Annotated in this window: 23 protein-coding genes; 9 read left to right on the top strand and 14 right to left on the bottom strand. The window is 65.5% G+C overall.

Going from position 1 to position 22686, the window contains the following annotated elements:
* Positions 1-455 precede the first annotated feature (455 nt).
* Positions 456-1820, top strand: coding sequence for a glutamine synthetase family protein (locus P0Y43_RS21005; RefSeq protein WP_275639194.1), 1365 nt, complete (start codon positions 456-458; stop codon positions 1818-1820).
* 27 nt (positions 1821-1847) lie between these two features.
* Positions 1848-3155, top strand: coding sequence for an NAD(P)/FAD-dependent oxidoreductase (locus tag P0Y43_RS21000; RefSeq protein ID WP_275639193.1), 1308 nt, complete (start codon positions 1848-1850; stop codon positions 3153-3155).
* A gap of 39 nt (positions 3156-3194) precedes the next feature.
* Here the strand turns inward: P0Y43_RS21000 and fadD1 are convergent, their stop codons facing one another.
* Both fadD1 and fadD2 read right to left on the bottom strand, forming a co-directional pair.
* Positions 3195-4892: a long-chain-fatty-acid--CoA ligase FadD1 gene (fadD1, locus tag P0Y43_RS20995; RefSeq protein WP_275639192.1), complete on the bottom strand. Its 1698-nt coding sequence runs from the start codon at positions 4890-4892 to the stop codon at positions 3195-3197.
* A gap of 276 nt (positions 4893-5168) precedes the next feature.
* Entirely contained in the window at positions 5169-6857 is a 1689-nt protein-coding gene (fadD2, locus tag P0Y43_RS20990; protein ID WP_275639191.1) for a long-chain-fatty-acid--CoA ligase FadD2, read from the bottom strand.
* A gap of 235 nt (positions 6858-7092) precedes the next feature.
* Here fadD2 and P0Y43_RS20985 point away from each other — a divergent pair, with 235 nt between their 5' ends.
* The gene (locus P0Y43_RS20985) at positions 7093-8037 is read left to right on the top strand and encodes an alpha/beta hydrolase (protein ID WP_275639190.1); all 945 of its coding nucleotides are present in this window, start codon (positions 7093-7095) and stop codon (positions 8035-8037) included.
* A gap of 33 nt (positions 8038-8070) precedes the next feature.
* Positions 8071-8541: a MaoC family dehydratase gene (locus tag P0Y43_RS20980; RefSeq protein WP_275639189.1), complete on the top strand. Its 471-nt coding sequence runs from the start codon at positions 8071-8073 to the stop codon at positions 8539-8541.
* A 122-nt stretch (positions 8542-8663) separates the two neighbouring features.
* Here P0Y43_RS20980 and P0Y43_RS20975 read toward each other — a convergent pair whose 3' ends face one another.
* From P0Y43_RS20975 to P0Y43_RS20960, 4 genes are all read right to left on the bottom strand, one after another.
* Positions 8664-9902, bottom strand: coding sequence for an RNA polymerase sigma factor (locus P0Y43_RS20975; RefSeq protein WP_275639188.1), 1239 nt, complete (start codon positions 9900-9902; stop codon positions 8664-8666).
* An 83-nt stretch (positions 9903-9985) separates the two neighbouring features.
* Positions 9986-10330 carry a YciI family protein gene (locus tag P0Y43_RS20970; protein ID WP_275639187.1) on the bottom strand — a complete coding sequence of 115 codons (345 nt, stop codon included), beginning with the start codon at positions 10328-10330 and terminating at the stop codon, positions 9986-9988.
* Positions 10331-10377: 47 nt separating this feature from the next.
* The gene (locus tag P0Y43_RS20965; protein WP_275639186.1) at positions 10378-10803 is read right to left on the bottom strand and encodes a YybH family protein; all 426 of its coding nucleotides are present in this window, start codon (positions 10801-10803) and stop codon (positions 10378-10380) included.
* Positions 10804-11046: 243 nt separating this feature from the next.
* The gene (locus P0Y43_RS20960) at positions 11047-12003 is read right to left on the bottom strand and encodes a threonine dehydratase (RefSeq protein WP_275639185.1); all 957 of its coding nucleotides are present in this window, start codon (positions 12001-12003) and stop codon (positions 11047-11049) included.
* Positions 12004-12095: 92 nt separating this feature from the next.
* Here P0Y43_RS20960 and P0Y43_RS20955 point away from each other — a divergent pair, with 92 nt between their 5' ends.
* Entirely contained in the window at positions 12096-13436 is a 1341-nt protein-coding gene (locus P0Y43_RS20955; RefSeq protein ID WP_275639184.1) for a PLP-dependent aminotransferase family protein, read from the top strand.
* Between the two features lie 59 nt (positions 13437-13495).
* On the opposite strand, the gene P0Y43_RS20950 is transcribed toward P0Y43_RS20955, so the two are convergent.
* Complete coding sequence (locus P0Y43_RS20950; protein WP_275639183.1) at positions 13496-13750, bottom strand: DUF2790 domain-containing protein; 255 nt, start codon at positions 13748-13750, stop codon at positions 13496-13498.
* 221 nt (positions 13751-13971) lie between these two features.
* On the opposite strand from P0Y43_RS20950, the gene P0Y43_RS20945 reads away from it, so the two are divergent.
* Positions 13972-14421: a GNAT family N-acetyltransferase gene (locus P0Y43_RS20945; RefSeq protein ID WP_275639182.1), complete on the top strand. Its 450-nt coding sequence runs from the start codon at positions 13972-13974 to the stop codon at positions 14419-14421.
* Here P0Y43_RS20945 and def read toward each other — a convergent pair.
* From def to P0Y43_RS20930, 3 genes are all read right to left on the bottom strand, one after another.
* Positions 14376-14912, bottom strand: coding sequence for a peptide deformylase (def, locus tag P0Y43_RS20940; protein ID WP_275639181.1), 537 nt, complete (start codon positions 14910-14912; stop codon positions 14376-14378). The genes P0Y43_RS20945 and def overlap by 46 nt on opposite strands.
* Positions 14909-15868 carry a YihY/virulence factor BrkB family protein gene (locus tag P0Y43_RS20935; RefSeq protein ID WP_275639180.1) on the bottom strand — a complete coding sequence of 320 codons (960 nt, stop codon included), beginning with the start codon at positions 15866-15868 and terminating at the stop codon, positions 14909-14911. Before P0Y43_RS20935 ends, def begins: the two co-directional genes overlap by 4 nt.
* A gap of 206 nt (positions 15869-16074) precedes the next feature.
* Positions 16075-16254, bottom strand: coding sequence for a CsbD family protein (locus tag P0Y43_RS20930; RefSeq protein WP_275639179.1), 180 nt, complete (start codon positions 16252-16254; stop codon positions 16075-16077).
* 180 nt (positions 16255-16434) lie between these two features.
* On the opposite strand from P0Y43_RS20930, the gene P0Y43_RS20925 reads away from it, so the two are divergent.
* Positions 16435-16815: a hypothetical protein gene (locus P0Y43_RS20925; RefSeq protein WP_275639178.1), complete on the top strand. Its 381-nt coding sequence runs from the start codon at positions 16435-16437 to the stop codon at positions 16813-16815.
* Here P0Y43_RS20925 and P0Y43_RS20920 read toward each other — a convergent pair whose 3' ends face one another.
* Positions 16816-17652, bottom strand: coding sequence for a CvfB family protein (locus P0Y43_RS20920; RefSeq protein WP_275639177.1), 837 nt, complete (start codon positions 17650-17652; stop codon positions 16816-16818).
* Between the two features lie 125 nt (positions 17653-17777).
* On the opposite strand from P0Y43_RS20920, the gene P0Y43_RS20915 reads away from it, so the two are divergent.
* Positions 17778-18638 carry a DUF6279 family lipoprotein gene (locus P0Y43_RS20915; protein WP_275639176.1) on the top strand — a complete coding sequence of 287 codons (861 nt, stop codon included), beginning with the start codon at positions 17778-17780 and terminating at the stop codon, positions 18636-18638.
* Positions 18639-18650: 12 nt separating this feature from the next.
* On the opposite strand, the gene aceK is transcribed toward P0Y43_RS20915, so the two are convergent.
* Positions 18651-20366, bottom strand: a complete 1716-nt coding sequence (gene aceK / locus P0Y43_RS20910) for a bifunctional isocitrate dehydrogenase kinase/phosphatase (protein WP_275639175.1) — start codon at positions 20364-20366, stop codon at positions 18651-18653.
* A gap of 167 nt (positions 20367-20533) precedes the next feature.
* Between aceK and P0Y43_RS20905 the strand changes: the two genes are divergently transcribed.
* Positions 20534-21409 carry a DMT family transporter gene (locus tag P0Y43_RS20905; RefSeq protein ID WP_275639174.1) on the top strand — a complete coding sequence of 292 codons (876 nt, stop codon included), beginning with the start codon at positions 20534-20536 and terminating at the stop codon, positions 21407-21409.
* A gap of 42 nt (positions 21410-21451) precedes the next feature.
* On the opposite strand, the gene P0Y43_RS20900 is transcribed toward P0Y43_RS20905, so the two are convergent.
* Both P0Y43_RS20900 and P0Y43_RS20895 read right to left on the bottom strand, forming a co-directional pair.
* Positions 21452-22333, bottom strand: a complete 882-nt coding sequence (locus tag P0Y43_RS20900) for a DMT family transporter (protein WP_275639173.1) — start codon at positions 22331-22333, stop codon at positions 21452-21454.
* A gap of 114 nt (positions 22334-22447) precedes the next feature.
* Entirely contained in the window at positions 22448-22609 is a 162-nt protein-coding gene (locus tag P0Y43_RS20895; RefSeq protein ID WP_275639172.1) for a hypothetical protein, read from the bottom strand.
* Positions 22610-22686: the final 77 nt, after the last annotated feature.

Genomic DNA, 22686 nt, shown 5'->3' with positions numbered 1-22686 from the left:
GCAGATTTGCCGTTGGTTTGCTGTCTGCCCCGCGATCGGGCCGGCACAGGCACAACAATCGGCGCAGCCCCTGCAGGAACGGGCTCACCCACGCAGAGAACCACTAGAATGTTTAGTCAAACCCGAACTGAACGTTGCCATTCGCTACTTTAATCAACCTTACCCGGCATGTGAGTATCCAGGCATGATCCCCGACCCGCTCGCCCCGCGCCCCCTGCCCCGCCCTTCGCTGCCGAAGGCCCGGGCCCGCGCTGGCGAAAATCCGCTGGTCCACATCATCCTCGCCTTCTGGGCCTTGTGGCACTGCCGCCACGCGCGCCCACCAGATACTTCGCTCGCTTACGCCTGACACCCATCGCGGCCCCTGCGTGGCCGCCTGATACCGTCCGACGCACCGCGCCATTCTCCGCGGTGGTCCCGTATGCCCCTTGGAACAGGGGCGCGAGCGAACCCACATGCACTTTGCCAACCCCGAGCAGGCCACTCGCTTCCTGGCCGAAAACCCCGATATCGACCTGATCGAACTGTTCATCCTCGACGCCAACGGCGTCCCCCGCGGCAAGCTGCTGCACCGTGACGAGCTGCTGGCGGTGTACCAAAGCGGTCGCCCGCTGCCCAGCACCATCCTCGGCCTGACCCTGAACGGCGACGATGTGGAGAACTCAGGCCTGGTCTGGGACGTCGGCGACATCGACTGCCGCGCCTACCCCCTGGATGGCAGCCTGGTGCGCCTGCCCTGGCGCCGCGTGCCAACCGCCGCAGTGCAGGTCAGCATGCACCCCAGCGAAGGCCTGCCCGCCAGCGTCGCCGACCCGCGCCACGTGCTGCTGCGCACCATCGACGCACTCAAGGCCGACGGCTACCACCCAGTGATGGCCTGCGAGCTGGAGTTCTACCTGCTCGACCAGCAACGCGACGCCCAGGGCCGCCCGCAACCGGCGCTGGACAACGACGGCGGCCGCCCGCGCACCACCCAGGTCTATGGCCTGCGCGAGCTGGAACAGATCGAACCGTTCCTCGCCGACCTTTACGCGGCCTGCAAGGCCCAGGGCATCCCGGCGCGCACGGCGATTTCCGAGTACGCCCCCGGCCAGGTGGAAATCACCCTGGAGCATGGCGACGCGCTAACCGCCATGGACCAGGCGGTGCGCTACAAACGCCTGGTCAAGGGCGTGGCCCACGCCCACGGCATGCAGGCCTGCTTCATGGCCAAGCCGTTCGCGCAACTGGCCGGCACTGGCATGCACATGCACCTGAGCCTGGCCGATGAACAGGGCAACAACCTGTTCGCCAGCGCCGACCCGGCAGGCACCCCACTGCTGCGCCAGGCCGTAGCGGGCATGTTGCGCCACCTGCGCGCCTCACTGCTGCTGTTCTGCCCCAACGCCAACTCGTTCCGCCGCTTCCAGGCCAACAGCTACGCGCCGCTGGCGCCGACCTGGGGTGTCGACAACCGCACCGTCAGCCTGCGCGTGCCGGGCGGCCCGGCCAACAGCCGGCACATCGAGCACCGCATCTGCGGCGCCGACGCCAACCCCTACCTGGCCGCCGCAGCGATTCTCGCCGCCACCCATCATGGCCTGCGCGAACAACTGGACCCCGGCGCGCCGGTCGAAGGCAACGGCTACGCCCAGGCCACCGAACACCTGCCCACCGACTGGCTCACCGCCCTCGATGCCCTGGAGCGCTCCGCGTGGGCGCGCGAGGCCCTGGGCGAGGCGTTCCTCGGCGTCTACCTCAAGGTCAAGCGCGCCGAATACCGCCAGTTCATGGCCGAAGTCAGCGAGCAGGACTGGCGCTGGTACCTGCACCAGGCCTGAGCCCCCCATTCAGATGAAGGAACAAGCATGAACGCAGCAGTGAAGAATGGGCCGGCCCAACGCGCGCCGTCCTACTACAGCGCCACCCTCAACGACGCCACCGAGTACCCGACGCTCAAGGGCACCGAGCAGGTCGACGTGGCGATCATCGGCGGCGGTTTCACCGGCGTGGCGACGGCGGTGGAACTGGCCGAGCGCGGCCTGAAGGTCGCCATCGTCGAGACCAACCGCATCGGTTGGGGCGCCAGTGGGCGCAACGGCGGGCAGGTCACCGGCAGCCTGTCGGGCGACGAGGCGATGCGCAGCCAGATGCGCGCGCGCCTGGGCGCCGAGGTCGACGACTTCATCTGGCACCTGCGCTGGCGCGGCCACCAGGTCATCGAGCAGCGGGTCGAACGCTACGGCATCCAGTGCGACCTCAAGCGCGGCCACCTGCACACGGCGATGAAACCGTCGCACATGGATGAGCTGCGCGCCTTCGAGGCCGAAGCGCAGCGCCGTGGCATGGGCGACCAGGTGCAACTGCTCGACCGCGCCGGCATCGCTCGTCACCTGCAGAGCCCGCTTTACCTGGGCGCGCTGAAGAACACCCGCAACCTGCACCTGCACCCGCTCAACCTGTGCCTGGGCGAGGCCCGTGCCGCGCACAGCCTCGGCGCGCTGATCTTCGAGAACTCCGAGGTGCTGGAAATCGTCCATGGCCCACGCCCGGCAGTGGTCACCGCCCAAGGGCGGATCGAGGCGCGCCAGGTGATGCTGGCCGGCGACGTGTACCACACGCTGGAAAAGCGCCAGCTCAAGGGCAAGATCTTCCCCGCCATGGGTGGCATCGTCACCACCGCGCCGCTGGGCGAGCTGGCCGAGCAGATCAACCCGCACGACCTTGCGGTGTACGACTGCCGCTTCGTGCTCGACTACTACCGCCTGACCGCCGACAAGCGCTTGCTGTTTGGCGGCGGCGCCAACTACTCCGGGCGTGACTCGCGCGACATCGAGGCCGAACTGCGCCCGTGCATCGAACGCACTTTCCCCGCGCTCAAGGGCGTGCCGATCGAGTTCCAGTGGAGCTGCGCGATGGGCATCGTGGTCAACCGCATTCCGCAATTGGGCAAGCTGTCGGACAACGTCTGGTACTGCCAGGGGTATTCCGGGCATGGCGTGGCCACCAGCCACATCATGGGCGAAATCATGGCCGAAGCGCTGACCGGAACGTTGGAGAAGTTCGACACCTTCGCGGCGTGCAAGCACATCAAGGTGCCAATGGGGGATCTGCTGGGGAATCCGCTGTTGGCGGCGGGGATGTGGTACTACCAGATGCTGGAAAAACTGCGCTGACCGATACGCCTCGCCCCCTACAGGGGGCGAGGCGCTTGATCAGGCGATCTTCTTCAGGCCCAGCTTCTTCAGCTCTTCGTCACGCAGCTCGCGGCGCAGGATCTTGCCCACGTTGGTGGTCGGCAGCGCGTCGCGGAACTCGATGTAGCGCGGCACCTTGTAGCCGGTGACGTTGGCGCGCATGTGCTCCATCACCTGCTCCTTGGTCAGGGTCACGCCCGGCTTGACCACGATGAACACCTTGATCACCTCGCCCGACTTCTCGTCCGGTACGCCGATCGCCGCGCATTGCAGCACGCCCGGCAGGGCGGCGAGCACGTCTTCGAGCTCGTTGGGGTACACGTTGAAGCCCGAGACCAGGATCATGTCCTTCTTGCGGTCGACGATGCGCATGTAGCCGTCGGGCTGGATCAGCGCGATATCACCGGTCTTCAGCCAGCCTTCAGCGTCGAGGATCTCGGCGGTGGCCTCGTCACGCTGCCAGTAGCCCTTCATCACCTGCGGGCCCTTGACGCACAGCTCGCCCACCTCGCCCAGCGGCAGCTCCTGGCCGCTGTCGTCGATGACCTTGCACAGGGTCGAAGGCACCGGAATGCCGATGGTGCCGACCTGGTTGGCCTCGGCCGGGTTGACCGCCGCCACCGGGCTGGTTTCGGTCATGCCGTAGCCTTCGCAGATGGCGCAGCCGGTCACCGCCTTCCAGCGCTCGGCCACGCTCAATTGCAGGGCCATGCCGCCAGACAGGGTGAGCTTCAGCGAGGAGAAGTCCAGGGCGCGGAAGGTTTCGTTGTTGCACAGGGCGACGAACAACGTGTTCAAGCCGACGAAGCCGCTGAACTTCCACTTGCCCAGCTCCTTGACCATCGCCGGCAGGTCGCGTGGGTTGCTGATCAGCACGTTGTGGTTGCCGATTAGCATCATCGCCATGCAATGGAAGGTGAACGCGTAGATGTGGTACAGCGGCAGCGGGGTGATGAGGATCTCGCAGCCTTCCTTGAGGTTCGAGCCCATTAGCGCGCGGCATTGCAGCATGTTGGCCACCAGGTTGCGGTGGGTCAGCATCGCGCCCTTGGCCACGCCCGTGGTGCCGCCAGTGTATTGCAGCACGGCGACGTCGTTGGGCTGGGGGTTGGCCTCGGTGACCGGCTGGCCCTTGCCCAGCGCCAGGGTGTCGTTGAAGCGCACGGCCTTGGGCAGGTTGTAGGCCGGCACCATCTTCTTCACGTACTTGATGACACTGTTGACCAGCACGCGCTTGAGCGGTGGCAGCAGGTCGGCCACTTCGGTGACGATGACGTGCTTGACCTGGGTCTTGGGCACCACCTTCTCGGCCAGGTGGGCCATGTTGGCCAGGCAGACCAGGGCCCTGGCGCCGGAGTCGTTGAACTGGTGCTCCAGCTCGCGCGCGGTATAAAGCGGGTTGGTGTTGACCACGATCAAGCCGGCGCGCATGGCACCGAACACGGCAACGGGGTATTGCAGCACATTGGGCAGTTGAACGGCGATGCGGTCACCGGGCTTCAAGTCGGTATGCTGTTGCAGCCAGGCGGCGAACGCCCCCGACAGGGCATACAACTCGCCGTAGGTGAGGGTCTTGCCAAGGTTGCTGAAGGCCGGTTTGTCGGCAAAGCGCTGGCAGGATTGCTTCAGTACCGCCTGGATGTTGGGAAATTCGTCAGGATTGATTTCCGCCGTAATTCCGGCTGGGTATTTATCCTTCCAAAAATGTTCGATCATGGAAGCCCACTCCTTTAGCAACAGCGAATTCTTCACGCGTCGATGCGTTTATTATTGATATGAGATGACGGTTCATTGCAAACCGGATCATCTGAAAGCGCGCCGAGAGTAACAGCTTTGCCTGGGGTCGCCTAGAGGCCTAACCAGCCCTACGCAGTCACTAAAATGACTCAAAGAAATATACAGGTCATTTTTAGAGTATTTAACCAAAATGTCGCAAAGCAGCCTTTGCAGGCGCGGGGCAAGCCCGCGCCTACGAGGGGGTGATGGGTTTTCTTAGGCGATATCGCGCAATTCGCGGCGCAGGATCTTGCCCACTGGCGTCATCGGCAGCGACTCGCGCAACACGATGTGCTTGGGCACCTTGTAGCCGGTGAAGTTGGCCTTGCAGAAGGCCTTGAGTTCATCGACGCTCAGCCCCTGCTCGCGCGGCACCACGAACAGCTTGACCGCCTCGCCCGAACGCTCGTCGGGCACGCCGATGGCGGCGCAGTTGGCCACCTGCGGGTGGCTCATGACGACATCCTCGATCTCGTTGGGGTACACGTTGAAGCCCGAGACGATGATCATGTCCTTCTTGCGATCGACGATACGGGTGAAGCCGTCCGGGTCGATCACCGCAATATCGCCGGTCTTGAACCAGCCCTCGGCATCCAGCGCCTGGGCGGTGGCTTCCGGCTGCTGCCAGTAGCCCTTCATCACCTGCGGGCCCTTGATGCACAACTCGCCCCGCTCGCCCAACGGCAATTCGTTGCCATCGTCGTCGATCACCTTGAAGGCGGTACCGGCCACCGGTATGCCCACGGTGCCCAGGCGCGCCAGTTGGCCATAGGGGTTGGTGCTGGCCACCGGCGAGGTCTCGGTCAGGCCATAGCCCTCGACGATGCGACAGCCTGTAAGGCTCTCCCAACGCTCGGCGGTGGCCTTGACCAGCGCGGTGCCGCCCGAGTTGGTGACCTTCAGCGCGGAAAAGTCCAGGGCCTTGAAGCCCGGGTGGTCCATCAGCGCCACGAACAGCGTGTTGAGCCCCAGCAGCGCCGAGAAGCGCCACTTGCCCAGTTCCTTGATGAAGCCGGGAATGTCGCGTGGGTTGGTGATCAGCACGTTGTGGTTGCCGGTGACCATCATGCACATGCAGTTCGCGGTGAAGGCGTAGATGTGGTACAGCGGCAGCGGCGCGATCATCACCTCCTGCCCTTCGCGGATCAGCGGCTGGCCGTCCGGCCCATGCTGGGCGAAGCAGGCCAGCACCTGCAGCATGTTCGCCACCAGGTTGCCGTGGGTGAGCATGGCGCCCTTGGCCAGGCCAGTGGTGCCGCCGGTGTATTGCAGCACGGCGATGTCGTCCAGCGACTGCTGCACCGGCTTGTGGGTGAGCTCACGCCCCTGGCGCAGCACCTGCTTGAACGACACGGCCTGGGGCAACTGGTAGGCCGGGACCATCTTCTTCAGCTTGTCGACCACGGTGTTGATCAACCAACCCTTGGCGGTGGGCAGCAAGTCGCCCATCTTCGCCTCGATCAGGTACTCGATGCCGGTGTCGGGCAGCACCTGCTGCACGCGCTGGCCGAACATGTTCAGGTAGACCAACGCACGGGCGCCGGAGTCCTTGAACTGGTGACGCATCTCGCGCTCGGTGTACAACGGGTTGGTATTGACCACGATCAGGCCGGCACGCAGCGCGCCGAACACGGCGATGGGGTACTGCAACACGTTGGGCATCTGCACGGCGATGCGGTCGCCAGGCACCAGGTCCGTGTGCTGCTGCAGCCAGGCGGCGAACGCCGCTGAGTGACGCTCCAGGTCGGCATAACTGAGCGTGACCCCAAGGTTGCTGAAGGCCGGGCGGTCAGCGAAGCGCTTGCAGGAGCGCTCGAACACCTCGACGACAGATTTGTAAGTATTGATGTCAATGTTGGAAGGCACGCCCGCCGGGCGCTTGTCATTCCAGAATTCGGCTTGCATTTATTGTTGTTCCTCTGCCTGGACCTGCTGTGAATCCCCCTGGCGGGGGCGCTGTCCTTGTCCTTGATCCGTTTGCCTGCTGGCAAAAAGACGTTCAGCCGACGTTAGCAGTTAAGTCAGAGGTGGCAAATACGCCAAGGCCTGCCATTAACATTGTGAATCTTATTTGTTCACTTCCTGCAATCGCGGTCATTGTGCATACACTGTGCTCACCCCCGTGCGCAAAGGATCCGCCATGCCCCACGACGCCTTCTGGCTGCCCGCCAGCGAGCATTGCAGCCTGTATGTCCACCAATGGCTGCCGGAAAAACCAGTCAAGGCCGTGGTCTTGCTGGCCCATGGCATGGCCGAGCACGCCGGGCGCTACGGGCGCCTGGGGCATGCGCTGAACGACGCTGGCTTCGCCTTGTTCGCCCCGGACCTGCGCGGTCATGGGCACACCGCCGAGTTGGGCAGCCTCGGCCTGTTCGCCCGCGAACATGGCTGGAATGCCGTGGTCAACGACCTGGGCCTGATCGGCCAGCACATTGGCCAGCAGTTCCCCGGCACACCGCTGTTCCTGTTCGGGCACAGCATGGGCAGCTACATCGCCCAGGCATACCTGCTGCACCACAGTGGCAGCCTGCACGGGGCAATCCTCAGCGGCTCGAACTTCCAGCCAGCGGCGCTGTATCGCGCGGCGCGGCTGATCGCCCGCCTGGAAGCCTGGCGCCAGGGTGCCCTGGGCAAGAGCGCGCTGATCGAGTGGCTGTCGTTCGGCTCGTTCAACAAGGCCTTCAAGCCCAACCGCACGGCCTTCGATTGGCTCAGCCGCGATCCTGCCGAGGTGGACCTGTACGTCAACGACCCGCTGTGCGGCTTTCGTTGCAGCAACCAGCTGTGGCTCGACCTGCTGCAGGGCCTGGCGCAGATCAGCCAACCAAAACACCTGGCGCAGATCGACCCGAACCTGCCAATGCTGGTGATCGGCGGCGAATGTGATCCGGTGAGTGCCGGCAAGCGTCTCACCCACCTGGCCGACGCCCTGCGCGCGACCGGCAACCGCCATGTGCAGTTGCGCGTGTATCCTGATGCCCGGCACGAAGTGCTCAACGAAACCAACCGCGACGAGGTCACCGCCGACATCATCGACTGGCTGGAGCAGGCGCTGGCCCTTGGTCGCCCCGCCCGCAGCGAATGACGCGGCCCTCGCCCGCCTGTTAAGGAAGCCCCGATGACCCAGGTCACCAATACCCCCTACGAAGCCCTTGAGGTCGGCCAAAAAGCCAGCTACGAGAAGTCCGTCGAAGAGCGTGACATCCAGCTGTTCGCCGCCATGTCCGGGGACCACAACCCGGTGCACCTGGACGCCGAGTTCGCCGCCAAGAGCATGTTCCGCGAGCGCATCGCCCACGGCATGTTCAGCGGTGCGCTGATCAGCGCCGCAGTGGCCTGCACCCTGCCTGGGCCCGGCACTATCTACCTGGGACAGAAGATGAGCTTCCAGAAGCCGGTGAAGATCGGCGACACCCTGACCGTGCGCCTGGAAATCCTCGAGAAACTGCCCAAGTTCAAGGTGCGCATCGCCACCAATGTCTACAACCAGAACGATGAGCTGGTGGTCGAGGGTGAAGCGGAGATTCTGGCGCCACGCAAGCAGCAGACGGTCGAGCTGGTGTCGCCGCCTGATTTCGTCGCTAGCTGAGGTTTGCGGGGGGTGTCAGGTCCCTATCGCGGGAAGAGCCCGCACCTACAAGTACACCGTAGCCTTCAGGGGCGGCGGGGTACCTGTAGGTGCGGGCTCGACCCGCGATAGGGCCAGTGAACTCACCCCAACTCACGCAGGCAACGCTCGATATGCCGCCGCTCCGGCCCCTGCCGGGTCAGGGCCAGGGCCTGCTGCCAGGCCTCCCGCGCCTGCCGCGTATTGCCCAGTTGACGATGCAGTTCGGCACGCGCGGCATGGGCCAGGTGGTAGTCGCGCAGCTCGCCCCGCGCCAGGATCGCCTCGATCACCGCCAACCCCGCGCCCGGCCCATCGCGCCGTGCCAACGCCGCCGCACGGTTCAGCTCCACCACCGGTGACGGCCAGTGCCGTTGCAACACCTCGTACAACCCGACGATCTCCCCCCAGTCCGTCGCCTCGGCGCTCGGCGCCTCGGCATGCACCGCAGCGATCGCGGCCTGCAAGCCGTAGATACCGAACCCCGGCCCGCCCAACGCCTGGCGCACCAGTTGGCAGCCTTCGTCTATCTGCGTCCGGTCCCACAGGCTACGGTCCTGCTGGTCGAGCAGCACCAGTTCGCCCTGCGCGTCGGTGCGCGCCCGTTGCCGCGACGCCTGCAACAGCATCAACGCCAGCAAGCCGAGCACCTCGGGGTCGGGCAACAGTTGCGCCAGCAAACGCCCCAGGCGGATCGCCTCGTCACACAGCTCGCCTTGCACCAGGGTCTCCCCAGCTGACGCCGAATACCCTTCGTTGAACACCAGGTAAATCACCCGCAGCACGCTTTCCAGGCGCTCAGGCAGCTCACCCAACGCCGGCACCTGGTAGGGAATGCGGGCATCGCGGATCTTCGCCTTGGCCCGCACGATGCGCTGGGCGATGGTTGAGGGTTGCTGGAGAAAGGCGCGGGCGATCTGCTCTGTGGTCAGGTCGCAGACTTCACGCAGCGTCAACGGCACCTGGGCGTCGGCGGCCAGGGCCGGGTGGCAGCAAGTGAAGATCAAGCGCAGTCGATCATCGGCCAGCAGCTCGTCTTCGCTGGGGTCGTGGCCCTGGCCGTCGAGCAGCATGATCAGGTCCGCCTGGGAACGGTCGAAACGCGCCCGCCGCCGCAAGGCATCGATGGCCTTGAAGCGCCCGGTGGACACCAGCCAGGCTCGGGGGTTGTCGGGAATGCCATCGCGCTGCCAGCGCTCGACGGCGATGAAGAAGGCATCGTGCAGGGCCTCCTCGGCCAGGTCGAAATCACCCAGCAGGCGGATCAACGTCGCCAGGATGCGCCGCGAGTCGCGACGGTAGACCGCCTCGACCTGCGCGCGCACCTGGGCGGCGTCGGCCATCAGCGCGGCAGCCCCTGGTTCGCGGCGTTCACCGTAACGAGCGTTGCAGGTAACGCAAGGGGCATGGTCGAGGTCTCCGCGTATCAGGGTTGCAGGTCGCGCACGGGCCGCACTTCCACGCTGCCGACCCGCGCCGCCGGGATGCCCCGGGCGATGTTCAACGCCTCGTTGAGGTCGCGGGCATCGACCAGGTAGAAGCCGGCCAACTGCTCCTTGGTCTCGGCGAACGGGCCATCGGTCAGGCTCATCTGCCCGCCACGCACGCGCACCGTGGTGGCGGTCTGCACCGGCTTGAGCGCCTCGGCGGCGAGCATGCGCCCGGAGCCCTGGATGGATTCGGCGTAGGCCATGCATTCGGCGTCTTCGGGGCTGTCGGGCAGGCTGTGCAGCAGCCCTTCTTCACAATAGACCAGGCACAGGTATTTCATGGTCGTCTCCAGCGCGGGGGAAGCGATGTTTGCCGACGGGCGGCGGCTCAGGGCTTGAGGTCGAACAGCGCCTTCTGGGTTTGCATGTCGAACGGCGCCGACCAGTGCTCGTGGATCACCTGCCATTGCCCACCGCGACGACGATAGCCCACGGTGGCACGCATGAAGCCGCACTGGCTCTCATCGTCCGACGGGCCGCAGCGGTTCAACCAGTGGGCCAGGGCCAGGTCGCCATCGGCATGCACAGTCAGTTGCGCCACTTCGAAGACCATCGGGCCGGTGCACAAGCCCATGCACATTTTCCAGTGCTCGAGGTAGGGGGCCTTGCCCTTGAATTGCAGGGACTGGATGGCGTCGAAGGCGACGATGTCATCGGCGTAGGGGGCGGCGATGCCCTCCAGGTCACGTTCGCGCACAGCGTGAACCCAGCGCTCGATCAGTTGTTGGATCTCGGTTTCGGCGGCAGTGCTCATAGGGTGTTCCTCCAATCGCTCAGGCGCGGGTGGCGCCGGTGCATCCGGCGCCTTCACTCATGGTCGATGGGGGATTGGGGAAATCGACAGGGGTGGGGGATATTTTCTTTGGCGGTTTGTCGAGGGGATTGAGGGCGGCTCAGAGGTGCATGACATGAGGTTTTCCTGCGCTCGCTTTCTGCGGCACCAGAAGGCTCAAGCGCACACTTCGCGATTCGAGCGCAGACAGCCTGCCCCTGAAAATCACTCCCCCTTCAACACCCGCGCATACCGCTCGCGATCCACATTCGCCCCACTGAGCACCACCGCCACCCGTCTGCCAGCCTGGCGCGCACGCTCCTGTAGCAAGGCCGCCAGCGCCGCCGCGCCCGCCCCTTCAGCGGTGTTATGGGTGGTTTCGTGGTACAGCCGCATGGCCTCGGCGATCTCCTCGTCACTGACCCGCACGATCCGCGCCGCATGCTCGCGCACCAGGGCGAAGGCATCAGGGTGCGGCACTCGGCAGGCCATGCCATCGGCGAAGGTGTCGGCCGTGGCGGTGGTGACGATGCGCCCACGCTCGAAGCTCTGGGCGTAGGCATCGGCCGCGCTCGACACCACGCCGACGATCTCGGTCGACAACCCCAGCAGGTTGCGCGCCTGGATCAGCCCACAGATACCCGAGCCCATGCCGATCGGCACGTAGACGCAATCGAGGTCGGCCACCGCCTCGAACAGCTCCAGCGCGTAAGTGGCCACGCCGCGCACCAGCTCCGGGTGGAACGACGGCACCATCAGGTAGCCGCGCTCCTCGGCAAGCCGCGCGGCCTCCTCCCGGGCCACATCGAAGTCCACGCCATGCTCCACCAGTTCCGCACCCAAGGCGCGCATGGCGGCATTCTTCTCTCGCGAGTTGCCCTCGGGCACCACGATCACCAGCGGCAGTCCGGCCTGGCGCGCGGCCAGGGCCATGCTCTGGCCGTGGTTGCCACGGGTGGCGGTGACCAGCCCGCGCGGCGGCTGACCGCCTGCCAGCAGCGAGCGCACATAGACCAGCCCGCCGCGTACCTTGAAGGCGCCGGTAGGCGCATGGTTCTCGTGCTTGACCCACAACTGGCAGCCCGCCCGTTCGGCCAGCAACGGCCAGACGCGCTGCGGGGTGGCGGGAACATGCTGGTGGACGAAAGCAGCGGCTTCGCGCAGGGCGGGCAGGTCGAACATGACGATCAATCCTTCATCGTGGTGGGTTGATCCGATCCTAAGCGCGGCGCATTGTATGGGTAAAACCCTATATTGCATGGGCGGCAATTTTCGTGTGGATCCCTCAATTGGTTGACGACGACCAGCCCCGCTACCTGGCCCTGGTCGAGGCCATCGCCAGCGCCATCGAGCGCGGCGAACTCAAGGTGGGCGAGCGCCTGCCGCCACAACGGCGCCTGGCCTGGAAGCTCGGCCTGAACCCCAGCACCACCCAGCAGGCCTACCGCGAGGCCGCCGCGCGCCACCTGGTGGCAGGTGAGGTGGGCCGGGGCACCTACGTGCTGGCCGGCAGCAAGGAGGCCACGTTGTTCCGCCTCAAGCAGCACGACCAGGCACGGCGGGTGATCGACCTGTCGACCAACGTGCCGGTGGCCGGCCCGCACAACCGCGATCTGCAATACAGCTTGCAGGCCCTGCTCACCGACGACAGCGCATTGCTCGACCATTACCTGGGGCCCGAGCAATTGCTGCTTGGCCGCCTGCATGGCGCACGTTGGCTGGCCCAGCGCGGCCTGGCCGTGACGCCGGACGAACTGCTGCTGTGCGGCGGCGCGCAGCAGGCCCTGGCCACGGTGTTGCAGTCGTTGTGCCAGGCCGGCGAGCCGGTCATGGTCGAAGCGCTGACCGCCCCGGGCATCAAGGCCGCCTGCCGGCAACTGCGCCTGCCGGTGCATGGCGTGGCGCTCGACCACCAGGGCCTGCGCCCGGACGAACTGGAGCGGGTGGCGCGCGCCAGCGGAGCGCGTGTGCTGGTCACCACCCCGACCCTGCACAACCCTACCGGTGCGTGCATGGACGACACCCGCCGCCAGGCCTTGGCCGAGGTGGTGAAGCAGCATGGCCTGTGGGTGATCGAGGACGATGTCTATGGCGCGCTGAGCGACCGGCCGCCACTCTATCCGCTGCTCGACGGCCAGGGGGTGCTGGTCACCAGCCTCTCGAAAACCGTCGCAGCAGGCCTGCGCCTGGGGTGGATCGCCGCCTCGCCGGCATTGCTCGAGCAGATCGACCCGCACACCCGCGCCACCCACTGGCCGGTATCGCCGCTGAACCTGCGCATCGCCTGCCAGTGGATCGCCGACGGCACGGCGGCGCGGCGCCTGGCCTGGCAACGCGAGGAAATTGGCGAACGCTGGAAGCTGGCGCGGCGGGTGTTGGGCGAGGCGCTGATCGGCGCGCTGCCGTCACCGCATGTGTGGGTGGCGACGCCGGGCAGCGCCGAGGTGCTGGTCACGGCATGCCGGGTGCGTGGGGTCGAGGTGGTGCCTGCCAGCGTGTTCGCCCTGGGGGCCACGGAGGTGCGGGCGGTGCGCATCAGCCTGTCGGCGGCGGTGGGCCGGGCGGAGTTGAAACAGGGGCTGGAGGTAGTGCGGGAGGTGTTGGCGGGTAGCTGAGGGGATGTCCGTGACGGCCCTCATCGCGGGGCATGCCCCGCGATGAGGGCCATGAAACATCAGCCCTGGTTACAGCCCTCACCCATCACCCGGTAGCGAATGGTGTGCACCTGGCCCTGGTGGTCTTCGTAGGTCATGGTCGCCGGCTCTACCTGGCAGGTTTCCGGGATGCCCGACAAGTTGATCACCCGCTTGATATCCAGGTGCATGCCGTATTCGTATTGCACGACGGGCTCGGTCGAGGTGGCATTGGCCTCGTGCGCCAGGGCGAACGAAGACATACCGACCAAAGCAAGTATCAGTAGTGGTTTCATGAAAGGTTGGCCTTGAAAGCAATCCAGCTGATCGATTGACTTCTTATGCCGTCCTGGCGCGGAGAAGTTGTCATCGCAAGCGATGACACGAAGCACCGATCCCGCTTCATCTAACGGCGGAAGGGATGGAGGGAATTCTACGCCCGCCCCGGAATACTTGAACCCCGCACTCGGATATTCACCCTTGCAAGATTTGCAACAATCTGCGACAAAGCCGCCCCATGAATCCACCCCACTATCAGCTCCTGGGCAGCGACCAGCGTCGCCTACTTGACCGCTTCTACCGCGAACAGGGCTCGCGCATGCGGGCAGTGGCCGAGGGTCAGCTGTGGGTGGCGCGGGCCGGTACGCTGGTGGCCGGGTTGAACCTGAGCGCGGTGGAGGACGGCCAGTGGCTCACCGGGCTGTTCGTGGCGCCCGCATGGCGCAGCCAAGGCGTGGCAGGCGGGCTGGTCGACGCGGCGCTGGCGGGCACCACGACGTCGACCTGGCTGTTTTGCCACCCGGACCTGCAGCGGTTCTACCAGCGCCTGGGTTTCGCCGCCACTGAATCGCTGCCCGCGGCATTGACCTCGCGCCTGGAACGCTACCGACGCGGCAAGCGCCTGGTAGCGATGGCGCGCACTCAATCGTCGCTCGGGTCGAGCCCAGGGAACAGCACCTCGGTGTAGCCGAACTTGGCGAAGTCCTGGATACGCGAGGGGTACAGGCGGCCGATCAGGTGGTCGCACTCGTGCTGCACCACCCGGGCGTGGAAACCGTCGGCGAAGCGGTTGATCGGGTGGCCCTGGGGGTCGATGCCGTCGTAGCGGATGTGCTTGTAGCGCGGCACCACGCCGCGCAGGCCAGGCACCGACAGACAGCCTTCCCAGCCGTCCTCGACCTCGTGGGACAGCGGCGTGATCACCGGGTTGAGCAGAATGGTCTGCGGCACCGGCTCGGCATCCGGGTAGCGCTCGCTGCGCTCGAAGCCGAAGATCACCAGTTGCAGGTCGATGCCGATCTGCGGCGCGGCCAGGCCGACACCGCCGACGTGGCGCATGGTCTCGAACATGTCGTCGATCAGTTGCTGCAGCTCGGCGCTGCCGATCAGGTGGTCAGGCACGGGCGGGGCGATGCGCAGCAGGCGCTCGTCGCCCATCTTGAGGATGTCACGAATCATCGGGTGTTCGGCTCGCGGGTCTGGGGTTCGGGGTCCACGGGGTGTGCATGGCCGAGCACGGTGATCGTTTCCTGGGGCTTGGTGCTTGTGAAATCCTTCTCGCCGGGGTCTTTGCCCTCGGCCGACATGTGCTCGATCACCGCGTTCATCTCCGCGCCCAGCAATAGCACGGCGGCAGAGATATAGAAATACAGCAGGAGCACGATGATCGCGCCGATGCTGCCGTACATCGCGTTGTAGTCGGCGAAGGTCTTTACGTAGTAACCGAAGGCCAGCGAGGCGATGATCCACACCACCACCGCCAGCACCGAGCCGGGGGTGATGAAACGAAACTTCTGCTTCACGTCGGGCATCACGTAGTAGATCAGCGCCACCGCCACCATCATCAGGATGATGATCGCCGGCCAGCGCAGGATGGTCCACACCGTGACGATCACCTCCTGCATGCCGATCTGGGCGGCGATCCACTCCATCACCTGCGGCCCCAGCACCATCAACGCGGCGGCGGCCAGGAGCATGCCGGCGATGCCGACGGTGTAGATGATCGACAGCGGGATGCGCTTCCACACCGGGCGCCCCTCCGGCACGTCGTAGGCGGCGTTCATCGCGCTCATCATCAGGCGCACGCCGGCCGAGGCGGTCCACAGGGCGATGACGATACCCACCGAGAGCAGCCCGCCCTTGGACTGCTGCAACTGGTCGATCACCGGGTTGACCTGTTCCAGCGCCTGGGGCGGCAGCACCAGCTCCGATTGCAGGCGCAGCCAGGAGAAGAAGTCCGGCAGGTGCAGGAAGCCGATCAGGGCGATGAGGAACAGCAGGAAGGGAAACAGCGAGAAAAGCATCTGGTAGGCCAGCGCGGAGGCATAGGTGGACATCTCGTCATCGAGGAATTCGCTGACGGTGCGCACCAGCACGCGGTGCAGGGGCAGGCCGCGCAGGTCGGGAAAAATCATAGCGTCTCCTTTCGCCGCTTGATCGTCGTGGTTGCAAGTCTAATAGACCACGGCGATGGCGTACTGCTCCGTCGGGATAATCAGAAAATACGGCGGCCTCATCGCGGGGCGAGCCCGCTCCCACAGGTGCCCCGCCGGATTCACGCTCAGCGGGGTGCTGTGGGAGCGGGCTCGCCCCGCGATGAGGCCGCCCGGTCAAGCACCGATCAAGGCTTCTTCACGGCGTCCTTGACCTTGCCCACCACCTGCTGGGCCTCGCCCTTGCGTTCCTGCAGCTCGCCTTCGGCGCGCAGGCGCTCATTGCCGGTGGCCTTGCCAACGCCTTGCTTGACATTGCCGGCCGCTTCATTGGCCAGGCCTTTCACTTTGTCTTTGGTACCACTCATGGGAATTGCTCCTGAGGCAAAGACACGAGAAAACGTGTCGACAAAAGGTCGACCCCCGCCCCTTCGCCAGAGTTTCAATGCATTTCATCGGCGCACGCCAAACGGCAGGCGCGCTTGCCCGGCGCCCGCCCACCCCGCACAATGGCGGGCCTCACCAAGCGTCAACACGCAGGAACCTGCATGAAACTCGACAAACCCACCGCGATTGCCCGGCGCAATCAAGCGCTGGCGCGGCCGGTGCTCGACCGCGACAACACCCTGTTCGCCATCCTCGACAAGAAGCGCAACCTGTGGTGGTTCGAAGTGCCCGTGGCGCTGTTGCGCAAGGGCCAGCCCGACTGGGTCAACCTGCTGCTGCACACCCCGGAAAGCGACGAGTTGCGGCACCTGAAGGTGCCGATCAACTTCCTGCGCGCTCACCAGGAGCACATGGAAGTGCGCCACCCCGGCAAGCGCCGCTCGACCATCAGCCTGGCCCTGAGCGCCGACCGCGACTCACTGCTGCGCGACACCCGCCCCGGCGGCGAGCAGCTGGATTTCAGCCCATTCGTGCAGGGCTGATCAGGCCTTCTCGATACGGTCGTCATGGATGACGATGCGGCCCTGCTTGAACAACGCGCCAATGGCCTTCTTGAAATTGCCCTTGCTGACGTTGAACAACTGGCTGATCAGCGCCGGGTCGCTCTTGTCGCACACCTGCAACACACCGCCAGCCGCCTCCAGGCGCTGCATGATCTGCTCGGACAGACCATCGGCCAGGGCCTGGCCGACCGGCTGCAGGCTCAGGGCGATCTTGCCGTCGTGGCGCACTTCCTTGATGAAGCCCTTCTCGTGCATGCCTGAGCGCAGGAACTTGAACACCTCGTTCTTGTGGATCAGGCCCCAGTGGCGGTTGTTGATGATCGCCTTGAAGCCCATGGGGGTCTGCCCGGCCACCAGCAGCTCGACGGGCTGGCCGACCTTGTAGTCGGCCGGGGTGCGGTCCAGGTAGCGGTCCAGGCGCGCGGTGGCGGTGATGCGCCGGGTGCGTTTGTCCAGGTACACGTGGACCACGCAGTAGTCGCCGATCTTCAATGGCCGCGACTCTTCCGAATACGGCATCAGCAGGTCCTTGGACAGCCCCCAGTCGAGGAAGATGCCGGCACCGTTGATGTCCTTGACCTTGAGGCTGGCGAACTCGCCGACCTGCACCTTGGGCTTTTCGGTGGTGGCGATCAACTGGTCTTCGCTGTCGAGGTAGATGAACACGTTCATCCAGTCGTCCAGCTCCAGCGCCGCGTCCTTGGGGAAGTAGCGCCGGGGCAGGAGGATCTCGCCGTCGGCGCCGCCGTCCAGGTACAGGCCGAATTCCACGTGCTTCACGATTTGCAAACTGTTGTAACGCCCAAGCAGAGCCATTTCCGATGTTCCTCAAGACAAGGCGGCTATTCTACACCTGAACCCAAGCCGCTGCCCGACCCGGGGGGGAACCACCCGGCGCAGGCTGCGTCTACTGCCTGGCACGCCCCAGCAAGGATTCGCTCATGCCGCTTCGCCTGACCAAGCCCCTGCTCGTCGCCCTCGCCTTTCTCCTGGCCCTGGCGGCGTGCAGCCGTATCGACCTGGCCTACCGCAACCTCGATCGCCTGGTGCCTTGGTCGCTGGGCGACTACCTGGACATGAACCGCGAACAAAAGGCCCTGCTCGACGAACGACTCAAGGAGCACCTGGCCTGGCATTGCCGCACGCAGTTGCCCGGCTACCTCGACTGGCTCGACCAGGTACGCCTGATGGTCGCCAACGATGCGGTCACCGACCAGGCCCTGCAACAGCGCACCACCGAGGCGCGCCAGGCCATCGGCCGGGTCGCCGAGGCGATCACACCCTCCGCCACCGAACTGCTGCGCGGCATGAGCCAGGCGCAGGTGGAGGAAATGCGCGAGGCCTTCCGCGCCGATATCGACAAGCGCCAGAAGCAGTACGTCGACACCCCGCTGCCGCGCCAGATCGAAACCCGCGCCGCACGGATGGAAAAACGCCTGAAACCCTGGCTGGGCGAACTCAACGCCACCCAGCGCCTGCGTGTGATGACCTGGTCGCAGGCACTGGGCGACCAGAACCGCCAATGGATCGCCAACCGCGCGCACTGGCAGCAGCAGTTGTTGCTGGCGATGAACCAGCGCGAGACGCCAAGCTTCGAGCCGCGCCTGGCGCAGTTGCTGCAGCGCAAGGAGAGTTTGTGGACGCCGGAGTACCGCATGGCATTCCAGAACACCGAACAGCAGGCGCGCAACCTGCTGGTGGACCTGATGCGCGAGAGCACGTCGGCGCAGCGCCAGTACCTGCAGGAACGGCTTGGCAAGGTGCGCAGCGATTTCGGCGAGCTGAAGTGCCTGAAGAACTAGCGACCACCCTGGTCATCGCGCTTTACGCCGGTACGGGAACACATCGATCACCTTCCCCTCCCGAATCTTCCCCTGCAACCCCTGCCAGTAATCGGCGTCGTACAACTCCCCGTGCAACCGGCTGAACAACCGCCGCTGGCCGATATCGGCGAACAGGAACGGCGGAAACTCCTCGGGAAACACGTCGTGCGGGCCGATCGAATACCACGGCTCACCCGACATCTCGTCCTCCGGGTAGCGCGGCGGCGGGATATGCCGGAAGTTCACCTCGGTGAGAAAGCTGATCTCGTCGTAGTCGTAGAACACCACCCGCCCATGCCGGGTAACGCCGAAGTTCTTCAGCAGCATGTCGCCGGGGAAGATGTTCGCCGCCGCCAGTTGCTTGATCGCCAGCCCGTAGTCTTCCAGCGCCTCGAGCACCTGCGCCTCGCTGGCCTGTTCCAGGTACAGGTTCAACGGGGTCATGCGCCGCTCAGTCCAGCAGTGGCGGATCAGCACCGTATCGCCCTCCAGCGCCACCGTCGAAGGCGCCACCTCCAGCAGCTCGGCCAGGCACTCGGGCTCGAACTTGCCGCGAGGGAAGCGAAAATCGGCGAACTCCTGGGTATCAGCCATGCGCCCGACGCGGTCGACGCTCTTCACCAGGCGGTACTTCTCGATCACCGTGGCGCGGTCGACCGTCTTCGACGGTGAGAAGCGGTCCTTGATGATCTTGAACACCGTGTTGAAGCCCGGCAGGGTGAATACGCTCATGACCATTCCTCGCACCCCCGGGGCCATGATGAAGCGGTCGTCGGTGCTGGCCAGGTGGTTGATCAACGCCCGGTAGAACTCCGACTTGCCGTGCTTGTAGAAACCGATCGAGGTGTACAGCTCGGCGATGTGCTTGCCCGGCAGGATGCGCTTGAGGAAATTGACGAACTCCGCCGGCACCGGCACGTCGACCATGAAGTACGAGCGGGTGAAGGAGAAGATGATCGACACCTCGGCCTCGTCGGTGATCAGCGCGTCGGCCTCGATGCCGTGGCCTTCGCGGTGCAGCAGCGGAATCACCAGCGGCCACTGCTCGTCCTGGGTGTGCAGGCGGCCGACCAGGTAGGCGCCCTTGTTGCGGTACAGCACCGGCGAGAACAACTCCACGGCCAGGGCTGGGTCCTTGCACACCCAATCGGGCAGGCATTCGCGCAGCTGTGCCTCCAGGCGCGCCAGGTCGCCGTGCAGGTCGCCGTAGGGCACGTCGAACGGGTAGTCGTCGAAGATCGCCCGCAACAGGCCGCCGAGGTGGCCCTGAAGCGAGTAGGTACGGGTTTGCGCGGCGCGTTCGTGGCTGCGCATGGCCGGCCGGGTGGTATGGATGAACATGCAACCGTCGCTGATCTGGTCGTGGCTGAACAGGCTGCAGAACAGCGAGTTGTACCAGGTCTCGGACAACTCGTCGTCCAGCCGCGGGTCGATCAGGTGGATGTAGGCGCTCTTGACCAGCGGCCACTGCTCCACGTCGAGCAACACACCGGGCTCAAAGCCTTCGCGCAGCCAGCCGTTGACCTCGGCGACCTTCTCTTCATAAAGATTGATGCGCGCTGCGGCGGCCTGCTGGATGGCCTGCCACTGGGCCTGCTCGAAGCGCTGGCGGGCGCCAAGAGTGATCTGGCGGAAGTGTTCGCGGTAGTTGTCGAAGCCATCGAGGATCATCCGGGCGATGGCGGCGGCCGGCCATGACTGGGACATACGGGGGGTCTCTGCGCGGGGTTCAACGGGTGAGCTTAGCCCGATCCAGATGATTCGCAGGTTTTGCCGGCCCTATGGCGCAAGCCAAATACCTGCGCAAGAAACGGCAGGCAACCCTACCCTGCCTCACGTACACTCCCGCCCCTGCCTGACTGCCGGAGCCCCCTGTGACCCCCATCGCCCTCGCCCGCCTGCTGACCCTCGCCGCCGTCTGGGGTGCGAGCTTTCTGTTCATGCGCATCATCGCCCCGGAACTCGGCACCGTGCCCACGGCCTTCTTCCGCGTGTCGATCGCCTGCCTGGGGCTCGTGGCGATCGTCGCCGCCGCGCGCATACGCTGGGATTTCAACGGCAAGCTCGGCGCCTGCCTGCTGCTGGGGATGATCAACTCGGGCATCCCGGCGACCTTCTACTCGGTGGCCGCCCAGGTGCTACCCGCCGGCTACTCGGCGATCTTCAACGCCACCACACCGCTGATGGGCGTGCTGATCGGCGCGCTGTGCTTTCGCGAAGCGATGACCCTGCCTAAGCTGTGCGGCATCTTCCTCGGCCTGTTCGGCGTCGGCATCCTCAGCGGCGCCGGCCCCGTGGCGCTGGACCTGGCGCTGCTGCAAGGCGCCCTGGCATGCCTGGCGGCGACCACCTGCTACGGCTTTGCCGGGTTCCTCGCGCGGCGTTGGGTCAGCGGGCTGGACAGTCGCCTGTCGGCCTTGGGCAGCATGATGGGCGCCACGTTGATGCTGGTGCCGCTGTTCGCCTGGAGCGCACTGACCCAGCCGCCCGCCAGTTGGGGCGGCTGGCAGGTGTGGCTGTCGTTGCTGGGCCTGGGGCTGTTGTGCACGGCGTTCGCCTACATTCTGTACTTCCGCCTGCTGGCCGAGATCGGACCGGTGAAGGCCAGTACCGTGACCTTCCTGATCCCGGTGTTCGGGGTGTTGTGGGGGGCGTGGCTGCTGGATGAGCCACTGTCGATGGCGCACCTGTATGGCGGGCTGTTGATTGGTGCGGCGTTGTGGCTGGTGTTGCGGCCGGCGCGCGGCTGAAGATCGCGTCGCGATGGGGCCGCAATGCGGCCCCCCGCGCACTCAGGCCTCAGCCGCCTTCATGGCTGGCCTGCGGAACACGAACAACAACCCGACCACGATCAAGCCCATTCCCAGCAGGCTCAACGGCGCCAGGCGATTACCGAAGATCAGGAAATCCATCACCGCGGTCACCGCCGGCACCAGGTAGAACAAACTGGTGACATTCACCAGGTTGCCCCGGGCGATCAGCCGGTACAGCAGCAAGGTGGCCAGCAACGACACCACCAGCCCCATCCACAGCAACGCCGCGACGAAGCTGCCCGACCACTGCACGTGCAGCGGCTGGAACGGCGCGAACAGCGCGCACATCAGCAACCCCGCCAGGTACTGCAACGGCAAGGTGCCCATGGGGTTGTCGGCGATGCGCTTCTGCATGATCGAACCGCAGGTCATGCTGGCCAACGCCAGCAGGGCGAACAGCATCCCGGCCAGGGACACCCCGCCCAAGTTGATGCCCTCGCACACCACCATCACCAGCCCACCCAGGCCAAGCCCCAGGCCGAACAAGCGGCTCCAGGAGCGTTGGCGCTCCATCAGCGCCACGGTGAGGATCGGTTGCACCCCCATCACCGTGGCCATGACACCGGGGGTCACATGGGTATTGAGCGCCAGCAGGTAGAAGATCTGGTAGGCGCCCAACAGCACACAACCGGTGGCCAGGGCCTGAAGGATCGCGCCGCGCCGGCGCGGCCAGCGCAGGCCGAGCATTGGGCCGACCAGCAGCAGGCCGCTCAGCGCCAGCAGCGAGCGCAGCAGCAGGAAGGCGAAGGGGCTGGCCTGGGCCAGGCCGAGCTTGGAGACGATCGCCCCGCTGCTCCACAGCAGGACGAACAGGCTGGTAGTGGCCGCCGAGGCCACGGATGCTTTGGAAAGGAAAGACATTGATGCCACCTGTGTTTGGCGAATGAGCCGAACGGCGGGCCTTGTCGCAGAACGAGGAAAGGGCCGGCCGTGTTCAGTGGGTTGCGTAGGTGATGGGATGCGGCCAGAAGCCGATCAGCCCAGCACGACCACGCAGGGAGGCGCTGCTACGCCCCGCACGACGCCACTGACAGGTGGTGGGTAGTGACTGATCATCGCCGGCTGCTGGCTGCCACGCACGACCACGCCCGCGACAGGCGCGAGGACGAAAGCGGTGGTGGGAGGGAGGGCTGGCATGAACAGGTCTTCGGATGAAGTGAATGTATCGGAATATATCGGTGAAGCCATCGAGGGGCAAGCCCGCTCCTACAAGG

Origin of the sequence: Pseudomonas entomophila (assembly GCF_029193575.1) — a bacterium.
GTDB classification, from domain to species: domain Bacteria; phylum Pseudomonadota; class Gammaproteobacteria; order Pseudomonadales; family Pseudomonadaceae; genus Aquipseudomonas; species Aquipseudomonas entomophila_G.
The sequence above is the reverse complement of the archived record's forward strand: the minus strand, read 5'-3'. Positions and strand labels throughout refer to the sequence as shown.